The organism is Pantoea sp. B566, from assembly GCF_024793925.1.
GTDB lineage: Bacteria > Pseudomonadota > Gammaproteobacteria > Enterobacterales > Enterobacteriaceae > Pantoea > Pantoea ananatis.
Genome location: NZ_JANUQL010000003.1, coordinates 2795514 through 2808176, shown reverse-complemented (window position 1 = coordinate 2808176; position 12663 = coordinate 2795514). Strand labels below are relative to the sequence as shown.

11 protein-coding genes are annotated in these 12663 nt (G+C 54.5%); all 11 read right to left on the bottom strand.

Annotated features, from left to right (window positions below; all coding sequences use genetic code 11):
- Positions 1–49: 49 nt before the first annotated feature.
- Complete coding sequence (locus NYE92_RS14855; RefSeq protein WP_029570814.1) at positions 50–511, bottom strand: OsmC family protein; 462 nt, start codon at positions 509–511, stop codon at positions 50–52.
- Between the two features lie 28 nt (positions 512–539).
- Complete coding sequence (locus NYE92_RS14850) at positions 540–1439, bottom strand: MurR/RpiR family transcriptional regulator (protein WP_014594942.1); 900 nt, start codon at positions 1437–1439, stop codon at positions 540–542.
- Positions 1440–1507: 68 nt separating this feature from the next.
- On the bottom strand, positions 1508–2551 hold the full coding sequence (locus tag NYE92_RS14845) for an ABC transporter permease (RefSeq protein WP_014594941.1): 1044 nt from the start codon (positions 2549–2551) through the stop codon (positions 1508–1510).
- Positions 2548–3549, bottom strand: coding sequence for an ABC transporter permease (locus NYE92_RS14840; protein WP_105092043.1), 1002 nt, complete (start codon positions 3547–3549; stop codon positions 2548–2550). The genes NYE92_RS14845 and NYE92_RS14840 overlap by 4 nt, the downstream gene beginning before the upstream one ends.
- The gene (locus NYE92_RS14835; RefSeq protein ID WP_259019113.1) at positions 3542–5026 is read right to left on the bottom strand and encodes a sugar ABC transporter ATP-binding protein; all 1485 of its coding nucleotides are present in this window, start codon (positions 5024–5026) and stop codon (positions 3542–3544) included. Before NYE92_RS14835 ends, NYE92_RS14840 begins: the two co-directional genes overlap by 8 nt.
- Before the next feature lie 83 nt (positions 5027–5109).
- Positions 5110–6120, bottom strand: a complete 1011-nt coding sequence (locus NYE92_RS14830; RefSeq protein ID WP_014332953.1) for an autoinducer 2 ABC transporter substrate-binding protein — start codon at positions 6118–6120, stop codon at positions 5110–5112.
- Between the two features lie 313 nt (positions 6121–6433).
- Positions 6434–7531, bottom strand: a complete 1098-nt coding sequence (locus NYE92_RS14825) for an aldose 1-epimerase family protein (RefSeq protein WP_259019112.1) — start codon at positions 7529–7531, stop codon at positions 6434–6436.
- 321 nt (positions 7532–7852) lie between these two features.
- On the bottom strand, positions 7853–8290 hold the full coding sequence (locus NYE92_RS14820; protein ID WP_014332955.1) for a GNAT family N-acetyltransferase: 438 nt from the start codon (positions 8288–8290) through the stop codon (positions 7853–7855).
- 386 nt (positions 8291–8676) lie between these two features.
- Positions 8677–9852, bottom strand: coding sequence for a D-xylose utilization transcriptional activator XylR (gene xylR / locus NYE92_RS14815; protein WP_014332956.1), 1176 nt, complete (start codon positions 9850–9852; stop codon positions 8677–8679).
- A 92-nt stretch (positions 9853–9944) separates the two neighbouring features.
- Positions 9945–11126: a xylose ABC transporter permease XylH gene (gene xylH, locus NYE92_RS14810; RefSeq protein WP_259019111.1), complete on the bottom strand. Its 1182-nt coding sequence runs from the start codon at positions 11124–11126 to the stop codon at positions 9945–9947.
- The gene (locus NYE92_RS14805) at positions 11119–12639 is read right to left on the bottom strand and encodes a xylose ABC transporter ATP-binding protein (protein WP_022623735.1); all 1521 of its coding nucleotides are present in this window, start codon (positions 12637–12639) and stop codon (positions 11119–11121) included. The genes xylH and NYE92_RS14805 overlap by 8 nt, the downstream gene beginning before the upstream one ends.
- Positions 12640–12663 lie beyond the last annotated feature (24 nt).

The window sequence follows — 12663 nt, the reverse complement described above, 5'->3', positions numbered from 1 at the left end:
TGTTCAGCTCCGGCCTTTATCAATTGCGAACTTCTTGTCCCATCCACCATTAAACAAATATCGGTTCAAAACTCACCGGAAAATTCAGCGAATTTGCGATAAAACAGGCTTCGTGGGCGTGATGATGCAGTGCTTCGGCTCGGGCTACATCATCTTTATTACGCAGCGCCACTCTGGGTTTTAGCGTAATGCGGGTAAAATGGCCACGATCCCCTTCGACCATGGTGCCTTCAGCTGAATCCTCATAAGCGTCAATAATAATGCCGGCATCGGCGCAAAGATGCAGATACCACAGCTTATGGCAGGCCGATACTGACGCCAGCAAGAGCTCCTCTGGATTCCAGCGCGCGGCATCACCACGAAATGCCGGATCGGCACTAAGTGCGACCGTGGCTTTACCTTCACCGGACAGTTCGCCGTTTCGGTCATAGGCCGTGTAAGACTGCGTTCCGGCGCCGCGATTACCCGTCCAGCGCACGTTGACCTGATAATGATGCTCCCGTGTTGCCATTCGAGGCTCCTGTGAAAAGTGGTTATCGCTATTTGCGTTTATGGGCAACGGCCAGCATCGTGCGGCCCAGTTGGCGTTCGGCCTGGGCATAGTCACGCTGCGCGACGACAACGAACAGCGCGTCCAGGATATTTAACTGCGCGATGCGCGCAGCCGCGTTTTCACCGGTCAGCGGCGAGCCCTGGGCGGTCGAGCAGATAACGGTATCGGCAAGGTTAGCCAGTGGTGAACCAATGGAATTAGTAATGGCAATGACCGGGACGCCTTGCAGCTGCGCGGCCTTCACCGCTTCGATAATGTCTTTAGTGCGGCCAGAATGTGAAATGGCGACAACCACATCCTGTTCGTTCAGTAAGGCAGCCGACATCAACATCATATGCGGATCGTCGTAGGCGGCCGACCGCGTGCCGATGCGCAAAAACTTATGCACCGCATCCCGCGCGATTTGCGCCGAGCCGCCGAAGCCGTAGAAGTCTCGCTGGCGGGCGTTTGCCAGCAGATCTGCGGCTTTTTCAAAGGCCGCCATATCCAGGATAGCCAGTGTTTCTTCAATAGCCTGAACAGAGGTGCGAAAGACCTTACTGACGATCTCACGCGTGGTATCGCTGGGAGAAAGCTCCTGATGCATTTCGGTGATGGGCAGGCGGTTATACAGGGCTGCTTTTATGCGTAACTCTTTGAAACCCTTGAAACCCAGCTTCTTTGCTGTCTTCACCACCATCGCCTCTGACATTTCGCAACGGCTGGCAATGGCTTTGATAGAGACATTCTCATCAAAATCGCTTGATAACACGGCGTGAACCAACCGGGCTTCAAGAGAAGTTAATGAGGCGATCATTAGTCGTAACCGGGGACCTATAGCACTGACATCATCAGCTCGATTACTCATGACATACCTTGTTGGATGATTATTTTTTAAATCTATCATGTCATGAGGTCCGATCGCCACGTCGCCCCATGGTCGGCATGGCGATGCATCAACAGGGTTTACAAAACTTACGCCTTTCGTGTGACAGCAGGCGCTTTATTGCGGAGCTTCCGCCGCTCAGAGAGCCACTCTTTAAGCACAACACCGCCCGATGCCACTATCAAAATCGCGCCCCACAACGCGAGCGTGATGAACTGGCTAAGATCGAGCAGAATCGAGGCGGTAGACACCAACTGCAGAATCAGCAGCGACAGAATCACGCCGCTGACCCGGCCAAATCCACCCAGCGGATCGACCCCGCCCAGCACCGCAGCCAGAATAGCGACCAGCAGGTAGCTTTCACCGTAGGCCGCATTCGCCGAATCGAAACGCGCCATCATGATAATGCCCGCGATACCGGCAAATAAGCCCGAGATCAGATAAACCCATACCAGGCTTTTGCGCGTGTTAATGCCGGAATAATGGGCCGCTCTTTCATTGGAGCCGATCATGGCAATCGATTTGCCCAGTGGGGTTTTATTGACGAAAATGCTTAACGGAATAATCGCCAGTGCAAAAATGATGAGTGCAAAAGGGATGCCAAACACCGTACCGTTGCCGATAAACACAATCGGCGCCGGAAAGCCGGAAATCACATCGCCATGGCTGAATCCGATGGCAATACCCTTCACAGCCGTCATTGTGCCCAGCGTCGCCAGCATCGGCGGCACGCGCAGGTAGGCCACCAGCACGCCATTCAGCAAACCCACCAGCGCTGACAACACCAGGCCCAGCAGCAGTGCGCCAATTTGTAGCAGATCCCCTGATGCTCCCTGCATTTCAGGCATGAAGGTGGTCAAGGTGTAGGCGACCGTTAACGCGCACAAGTTGGCGGTGGCGATGATCGAAAGATCAATACCGCCGGAAAGCATAGGAATCATCATGGCGAGTGCAAGAAATCCCAGTTCCGGCAGCTGGAAGCCCATCGATCGCAAACCTGCCGCCGCAAACAGTTTGTCGCCTTCAAGCAGCCCAAGACCGATCACCATAACTATCAGAATAAACAGCAGCCGGACGTTGGTGGTTCCCAGCCGTTTTTCCACCTGCTCCAACACGTTGCCAGTCTGCTTCATGATACTGCTCCTTCATCGACGAGCTTGTTCTGTTTGCGGGTTTCTCTGGCCATCATGATCATAGCGGCGATGATCACCAGGCCGGTGCTGAACAACGACCAGTAAGATGAAACACCCAGCAGGATCAGGCCATTCTGCATCACTGCAATCAGCACCACGCCCAGTACGGTGCCCAGAACGGTTCCCTTACCGCCGGTCAGGCTGGCACCGCCGATGACCACCGCCGCTACCACGTCCAGTTCCCTGCCAACCAGTGCCGTCGGGGAAACTGACTGGGCAAGTTGTGCCTGAACCAGCGACGCCAGACCAGCCAGCGCCCCCATGTAGCCATAAACCAGCATATTCAGTTTGAACACGTTGAAGCCTACGCGTTGCGCGGCATCCGGGTTGCCACCGGTGGCATAGATTTGTCGGCCGGTGTTACTTCGGTTGAGCAGCAGCCACGTCAACACAAACGCCAGAACCAGAGCGATAATCTGGAAGTTCAGCGCATAGGTAGCCCCTTGCGCATCGGTATAGAACACCAGTTCAAACCCGGCGTTAAACCAGTCCGGCAGCATGAAAATGTCCTGGCCGCTGGTCACCGTCAGCAGAATGCCGAAGAAAACGTTTAGCGTTGCAATGGTGATAATCAGCGCGGAGGTCCGCAGCACGTTAACCAGCACGCCATTGATAAAACCCAGTACGATGCCCAGGCCGATAGCAACGGCAAAAATGCCCACCCAGCCCAGCCCCATATTGTTCGCTAAGGTCAGGGCGACATACTGGGTAATGGAGGCGGTGGCCGCAAAAGAGAGATCGATGCCGCCGGTAATAATCACCACCAGCAGGCCCGCAGCCATGATGCCAATAAAGGCTGTTGCGCCTGAAACGTCCAGGAGGTTTTGTAAGGTTGCGAACTCCGTGGTGAATACGGTCAGGAACACAATCATCAGGGTCATTACCGCCAGCAGGCGACATTCGTGGGTGTGAATAAAACGCGGGAGGAAATCACGCATTTACTGCCTCCTTTAATTCTTCTTCGCTGCAGCGGCCAGGGAAGTATTCCCCATTAAGCCTGCCGCCGCGCATCACTAACACCCGATCGCTGTGATAATAAATCTCGGGAATCTCATCGGAAATCATGATGATGGCGATACCGCTGGCGGCGAGTTTCCGCACGATGGCGTAAATACCGTCTTTGGCATGAATATCGACGCCCACGGTGGGGCTGTCCAGGATCAGCAGTTTGGGTTGCGTCGCCAGCCATTTTGCCAGCACCACCCGCTGCTGGTTGCCGCCTGACAGGGTTTTGACTTTGTTGTCGGGATTACCGGCTTTGATAGACAGGGAGGCAATCGCGTCGTTGACCGTTTGCTCATACAGGTCGTCACGAATGAGTCCGGCTTTGTTCACCAGCTTCTCCACTACAGAAAGCGTAATGTTAGCGCTAATGGACTGCTCCAGTACCAGGCCCAGTCCCAGACGATCTTCTGACAGATAGGCAATGCCGTGTTCAATAGCATCGCGGTTAGATCGCATTTGTACGGCATGACCGTGGAGTTTTATTTCGCCCTGATGTGGGCGCGTCAGACCAAACAGGCTCAGCGCTAATTCGGTGCGTCCCGACCCCAACAGGCCGGTGAGACCGAGAATTTCGCCACGCCGGATATCAAACGAAATATCCCGATACTCACCTTTACGGGACAAGTTGCTGACTTCGAGCACCGTTTCGGTTTGCGGTCTGTCTTTGGCAACGGATTCATAATGGAACTCTTTACCCGTCATCAGCGTGGCCAGTTTACGGTCTGACATCTCACGGGCATCAAAGGTGCCCAGCTTCACGCCATCGCGCATCACGGTCACGCGATCGGCAATTTCCAGCACTTCATCCAGACGATGGCTGACAAAAACAATCGTGATGCCGCGCTGTTTAAGCTGCAGGGTGAGCTTCAGTAAGGCGTCCACTTCATGGCGCGTCAGGGAGGATGTGGGTTCATCCATAATCACCAGCCGGGCATTCGCCGCCATCGCCCGGCAAATTGCCACCAGCTGACGCTGAGCAATAGAGATATCAGCCACTTTGTTATTCAGGTCGAGCGAAACGCCAATGCGCGCAACCGCTTCGGCCGCTATCTCATAAATCTTTTTCCAGTTAACCCGTTTAAAGCGGCCGGTATGCTGACCGATGGCAATGTTCTCCGCCACGGTTAAATTAGGGAACAGAGACAGGTCCTGATAGATCACCTGCACGCCCAGACGGGTGCTTTCTACTGGCGTTAGCGGCGAAACCTCATTTCCGCTAATCGTAATACGGCCACCCGGCTCGGGCTGATGTACGCCAGACATCACTTTGATCAACGTCGACTTACCGCAGCCATTCTGTCCGCACAGACAATGTACCTCGCCCTCTTCAAGCGTGAGGCTGACATCTGAAAGTGCATGCACGCCGCCGAATATTTTCGATATGCCATCGAGTTGTAAAAATGCAGGCATAGCACTATCCCTTACCTAATCAGAATACGGGGAACTGGCCGGGTTCTGTTGAACCTGGCCAGCATCAGCATTGATGGTGAGAATTACAGACCGAGTTTGACTAGATCGTTAACGTTGGCTTTGGTGATCTGAAGGATGCGGTCCACCATGATCACCTTGTTTTCGTTATCCACAGTGGCTTCCCCCAAACCCGGAATGGTCATGCCGGTTTTGAATTCCGCATTATCCAGCGCGAGGCGGGCCACATCCGTCATGGCCAGCCCGGCTTCTTTCGGACTCCACAGGAAACCTTCACGAATCACACCAGACATAATGTATGCCCGCGCCTGGGAGGGAATAGTGGTCCCCACCAGGGCGATTTTTTTCTCCAGATGACGTTTTTTCAGCACGTTACCTGCACCGATCGGACCGTTCGAGCCCATCGACATAATGCCCGTCACGTTCGGATGTGCTTTCAGAATATCCTGCGTAACCCGTTCGGATTCATCGATAAAGTCCGCGCCAGGAAAGCGGTCGGCGGCCAGTTTCATATTCGGGTAGTGCTCTTTTTGGTAGGCGATAGCGGCATCGGCCCACTGATTGTGACCCGTGGTCGTCAATGTGCCGACCAGCACGACATATTCCCCTTTTTCACCCATCTCGCGCGCCAGGGCTTTCATCTGTGCTTCGCCGTAAGCTTTCGCGCTCATGAGCTCCACATCCCAGGTTTTGCCTTCCTGGTTTGGACCTTCCTGAGTGATCACCATGATGCCCGCATCACGCGCACGCTTCACGACCTGCGCTGTGACTTTGGTATCCAGCGGAACCAAACCAATCACATCAACTTTTTTGGCAATCAAATCTTCAATCAGCTTCACCTGCTGCGCAGGATCGGCTCGCGTGGGTCCCACCATTGAGGTTTTAAGATTGTTTTTTTCGCCGCCCTCTTTTAATCCCTGATTAAGGATATTGAACCAGGGCACACCGGCTTCTTTCACCACGGTCACCATGGTTTTGGTTTCGGAGGCCAGTGCGGACATGGGAAAGGCTAAACTTACTGAGACGGATAACAGCGTAGAGATGCTTAACAGTTTAATTATATTGCGGCGATTCATTTTGCTACCCCTGGTTATCATTAACATGATGAAATCTTCTCTTGTCAGAAATTGATATAAAGCGTCAGCTGCCAGCAATGACGACAGCAAATAAATAATCAACCCTGAAAAGTGGGTATTCGTAGTAATAAAAAGAGAAAATAAACCGTTCTACCGGTTAAGGGTTTTTCCCGTTTTCCAAAACAAACCGCATAATTGTCCTGGTACACTCAAGAATTTACTTAAATGAATAGCAAAGTAAATTACCTGCCACTAATAAAGATTCCTTCTTTGATAAAGCTCACACATTTCATTAACAAAATCGCGGCAGCGATCAAACTGAATCGTGGATCTGGGCTTCTTCATGCTGGCTTTCCTGCGCGTTAAGGTAGCCGAGCGTCATGCTGAAGCAGGCCCGTTCCCCTCCGGCCAGTGACCGCACATTCCCGGCACGCTTTTCTGCCAGATAACCTTCAACGCCGCAGGTCGCCGGCATCGCGAAGGCGCACACCTTCTGCATGTTATTCGCCAGAATCCAGCGCGTCAGAAACGGGAAGTGTTCCGGGTTATAGTTCACCGTAAAGGCATCACCTTCCGGCCGCCTGAGCATGACATGGACCTGACCATCCTCGGCTTTACGCAGATTTTTGATGTAGAAAACCAGTTCAGGATCGGGCTGCAACTCAGCGCTAAGCACTTCTGTGCTGGCGGGATCGTGCCTGAGCTGCTCAAGCCTTGCCAGATAGGCATCATTCGCTTTCACGATGGCCGGTACTGACGAACGGATCACCGTGTCGGCCGCCGTAAAGGCCGCAGGCTGAATGATGCGAGCGCCTTCGACATAGGCAAAGTTAGCATGGCACATGTACATCAGATCCATGGGATTGCGCGACAGGTTCTCTACCTCCATGCACACTTCAAAGGTTGCGCTGTCCGGACGGATAACCACCCGCGGCTGGGCCAGATAATGGTCACCAAATCCCATCAGGTATTCACGCTCACTCACCAGCGCCAGCCATGGCCCCTGCGCATCCTCGCCCGTTTCAATACGTGCCCGCTGCATAGGTGCAACAGGCATTTCACCGTGCAGAGCGTGCGTGTCTTCCGCTGTGGGGTTACCGTTGCGCAGCAGCCCTGAGTGATACATAAAGCAGCCGTAGGTGCCGACAATATCGCTGGCAGGACGTGGCTCGGTAAAACGGCTTTGCATTGTCAGGTCAACGCCATCAAACATGGCCTGCCAGATCATCTGACCAAAATAAGGAAGCACCACCAGATGACCGCGGGCATTTTTCAGCCGCACGGCTTCGATTCCTGATTCATAGGTAAATAACGTCGCGCTGCACCCCGCTGCCTTGACGATCTCTACGGGTTGAATACGGAAAAATGCCTTCTGGAGCTGGAAGGTGGTCGGTAACAGTGTGTGTTGCATAACTGGCCTCAAAATTTACTGATTATTGTTTTTTAGTAAACCCATCCATCTTGTGATCGCGCACAGTTTATTTCAATGGGGGGTTTTCTATTTTCGGAATGTCAGCCGCTGGAGAAGCCTTCCTGCGCCGTTGAAAACAGAGGGAAAATGAATAAGGGTCGCAATGAATCTTAATACTATAATATTGAGATATTTATCACAGATTATTTTTATTATTGGCAGATGCCAATAATAAGGGGAGAGGGGTTATTAATCTCTGCCCTGATTATTTTAATAAGGGCAGTATCCTGTGCGATTGGGAAGGTGCTGAGAGGTCGGTTTTCAGAACCTGATGTTGTAGCGAACAACATCATCAACCTGGGCTAGCTTGTCGTAGAGTTTACGCGCGGGGTTATTTTCATTTGTCACCCAGTACACCTTTGCCCAGCCCGCCTCACGGGCTTCATCGCAGACCCGCGTGATGAGCGCTTTTCCCGCTCCCACGCCACGCGCATTTTCTTCAACGAAGAGATCTTCCAGATAGCATACGGGCTGTGTAAACCATGTGCCTTCATGTATCACGCAGACCACGAAGCCCGTCACCTTGCCATCAAATTCGGCCAGCCAACACATTAACGCTGATTCGGGCGACTGTATTCTCTGCCAGGTAGATAACGTGACGGCATCGTCCAGGTTCTGTCCGTAAAAATGCAGATAACCTTTCCAGAGGGTTAGCCAGGCAGAGTAATCCTCTGGTATGGCTTTGCGGACCTTGAGCATTGGAAATTCCTTTTGGTTAAAACAACAACTAAGCGATGACAATGCGGGTGAGCTTTACCCGACTCTTGCAGGCACATTGGTGCACTATCAGTAATGATAACGACAGGTGCTATCAGCAGGGCATCTTCACTAAGATCATCGTCAAGCCGATGCGCAGAAGTGAGACGGTGTGACCAAAAAACTAAGACGATATTTTCGCGCTGGCGGTTTTCCTGTCCTTTTGAAAGGGAGTCAGCTGGCACCCTTGGTGAGCGTTTTTTTACTGTGCCTTTGTCCGTTTCTTGCCATCCAGCTTCAGCAGAATACGCGAGTGTTGCTCGTGAAAAGATCGAATGATGCGGTTAACCTTATTGCCTCATGCAGCGATCCAGGCAAGCGTTAAGCATCTACATCACCTCACCATTCTCCTGCCGGTACTCCTTCGGCGTGGTGGCATAGCTTTTTTTAAACACGGAGTAGAAATACTGGAGCGACGGGTAGCCGCACATCTGGGAGATCTCATTGATGCTCAGCGACGAGCCCGCCAGCAGCTCCCTTGCCTTCTCCAGCTTCTCACGGTGGATCATGGCATGAATCGTGTCGCCGGTTTCATCCCGGAAACGCTTCTCCAGGTTTGAGCGCGACATGCCAATCGCATCCAGCACCTGCTCTACCTTAATGCCCTTGCAGGCGTTGAAGCGGATAAAGTGCATCGCCTGGATCACGGCGGGATCGTGCAGTGAGCGAAAGTCCGTAGAGCGGCGGGCAATGACTTTTACCGGCGGTACTAAGATACGCTGCAGAGGCAGGGTTTGCTTATCCAGCAGGCGATGCAGCAGTTTGGCGGCCTGGTAACCCATCTGGCGCGAGCCCTGAACCACGGAGGACAGCGCTACCCGCGACAGGTAACGCGTCAGCTCTTCGTTATCAATACCAATCACGCACAGCTTCTCCGGCACCGGAATCTTCAGGTATTCGCAGGCCTGCAGCAGATGACGCGCGCGGGCGTCGGTGACGGCAATAATGCCGGTATGGGGTGGAAGCGTTTGCAGCCAGTCGGCCAGGCGGTTTTGTGCATGCTGCCAGTTCTCAGAGGCAGTCTCCATGCCCTGATAGACGACGCCCATGTAACGTTCGCGCATCACCATTTTACGAAACGCCAGTTCGCGCTCCTGCGCCCAGCGTTTGCCGCTGGAAGCCGGTAAACCGTAAAAGGCGAAACGGTTGATGCCGCGCGCTTTCAGGTGCAGAAAGGCACTTTCCACCAGCGCACTGTTGTCGGTGGCGATGTAGTGTACTGGCGGATAATCCTCTTCACGGTGATAAGAGCCGCCTACGCCGACAATCGGCACTGCCACGTCCGCCAGCGAACGCTCAATGGCACTGTCGTCATAATCTGCGATGACGCCGTCGCCCAGCCATTCATGGATATTCTCAATGCGGCAGCGGAAGTCCTCCTCAATGAAAATATCCCAGTTGGTCTGCGAAGCCTGTAAATACTCGCCAACGCCTTCTACCACCTGACGATCGTAAACCTTGTTGGCGTTAAACAGCAGGGTAATGCGGTATCGTTTTTCATGCATAGTGGCACATCCCTTTAACTCCCAGCGCATTGCATAGCACAGCCGGATGCGCCACAGAAATGGTTTGCGCCACAGTGTGATCGTTCACACGATTACATGCGGCGGCGCGTTGCAGTGTCCATCCACACGGCCAGCAGCAAAATCGCACCTTTAACGATGTACTGCCAGAAGGTCGGCACATCCATCATACTCATGCCGTTATCCAGCGAGGCCATAATAAACGCGCCCATCACCGCGCCCGCGACGGAACCGACACCGCCGGCCAGGCTGGTACCACCAATAACGCAGGCCGCGATCGCATCCAGCTCGGCGATATTCCCGGCGGAAGGCGAACCGGCCCCCAGGCGCGAACTGAGGATTAGCCCGGCAATCGCCACCATCAGGCCGTTGATGGCAAATACCGCCAGCTTGGTGCGCGCCACGTTGATGCCGGAGAGCCGCGCGGCATCAATGTTGCCGCCAATAGCATAGATACGCCGCCCGAAGGCGGTGCGGGTGGCCATAAACATCCCCACCAGCATGAGCAATGCCAGCAGCAGGACCGGTGTCGGTACGCCGCGATAATCATTCAGCAGCCAGATCGCGCCCAGAACCAGAACGGCGGTAATGGCCTGCCGTGCTACGGTGCCGGTGGCGGCTGGCTGAGCCAGACCCAGTTGCTGACGGCGCAGCCGCAGCCGCCACTGCCACAGAATAAACAGCGCCAGGCCGGCAAAGCCAAAGCCAAAACCGATACCGCCGGGCAGATAGCTTTGCCCGATCTGCGACATCGCCGGGCTTGTCGGTGCCACGGTAGTGCCATCGGTGATGCCCACCAGAATGCCGCGAAACGCCAGCATACCGGCCAGGGTAACGATAAATGAAGGGACCTTGCGATGAGCTATCCACCAACCGTTCCAGGTGCCGAGCAACAGCCCCAGGACTAGCGTGACCACGATAGTCAGCGGCAGCGGCCAGCCCAGCCAGACATCGAAGATCGCCGCCGCGCCGCCCAGCAGGCCCATCATGGATCCAACAGACAGATCGATCTCGGCGGAAATAATCACAAACACCATGCCAACGGCCAAAATGCCGGTGATCGCCGTCTGGCGCAGCAGGTTAGAGACGTTGCGTGGACTGAGCCAGGCGCCGTCGGTGGTCCAGGTAAAGAACAGGGCAATCAAGACAATCGCCCCCAGCATCACCAGCACCTGCAGGTTACGCAGGCCGAGCTTGCTGGATACGTGCTTGTTAGCCGGTGCCGCTACGGCAGGTTTACTCTCGCTGTTAAGCATAATGTTCACTCCGCAGGGCGGCTTCCATCACCTGCTCCTGAGTCAGATTGTCGTTAATCAGATCGGCTTTGATTTGCCCTTCATGCATAACCAGAATGCGATCGCTCAGGCCCAGCACTTCAGGCAGCTCAGACGAAATCACAATTACCGAGATGCCCTGCTTTACCAGGGCGTTGATCAGCACATAGATCTCCTGGCGCGCCCCAACATCAATGCCGCGCGTCGGCTCGTCCAGAATCAGGATTTTCGGGTTGAGCAGCAGGCACTTCGCCAGAATCGCTTTTTGCTGATTACCGCCGCTGAGGCGACCAATCGGCAGCTCAGGCGAAGAGGTTTTCACCCGCAGTCGTGCAATGGCGGCGTTGATGGCGCGCAGTTCCTCGGCCTCATCAAGGGTGGAAAGCCGGTGACTGAATTGGTCCAGCGCGGCCAGCGTGATGTTTTTGCCTACGCCCATCAGCGGCACGATGCCGTCTTTTTTACGATCTTCCGGCACCATGGCAATGCCGTGCGCGATAGCGTGCTGACAGTCGCGAATCGTGACTTTTTGGCCATTGATCGCGATGTCGCCCTGCCAGCGTCCCGGCCAGACGCCAAACAGGCACTGCACGGTTTCGGTTCTGCCTGCACCGACTAATCCGGCGATGCCGAGAATTTCGCCCTTTCGCAGGGTGAAGGAGACGTTATTCACCCGCTTCACGTGACGGTTAACCGGATGCCAGGCTGTCAGGTTATCGACCTGCAATACCGTGTCGCCAATGTCGTGAGGCGAATGAGGATAAAGCGCCGTGAGTTCGCGTCCGACCATCATGGTGATGATGTCATCTTCGCTCAGGCCTGCCGCTGGCCGGGTGGCGATGTGCTGACCATCGCGAATGACACAGATCGTGTCCGAGATAGCCTTCACTTCGTTGAGCTTGTGCGAGATGTACACGCAGGCAATGCCGTGTTCGCGCAGGTTCTGGATGATGCTGAGCAGCACTGTCGTCTCCTGCTCGGTCAGCGATGAGGTGGGTTCATCCAGGATCAGTAAGCGCACCTGTTTGTTAAGGGCACGGGCAATCTCCACCAGCTGTTGTTGCCCCAGGCCAAGCTCACCCACGCGCGTATCCGGCGAGACGTTGAGTTTGACGCGCTCCAGCAGCTGCTGGCAGCGCAGCGTCATGGTTTCATCATCTACCATGCCGAAGCGCCCCAGCTCTGCGCCGAGAAAGATGTTCTCCATCACCGTGAGCTGCCGCACCAGCGCCAGCTCCTGATGGATGATGACAATGCCTTTGCGTTCGGTATCGCGGATGGTTTGCGCCTGAATATCCTCCCCGGCAAAGCGAATCTGCCCGTCGAAATCCCCGTGCGGATAGAGCCCGCACAGGATTTTCATCAGCGTCGATTTGCCAGAGCCGTTTTCACCGCACAGCGACAGCACTTCACCGGCATCCAGCTGCAGGCTGACGTTATCCAGCGCCTTCACCGCGCCAAAGCGCTTGGTGATGTTCTTCATTTCCAGCAACATCGTTTACTCTCCTTCGCGTAGCGC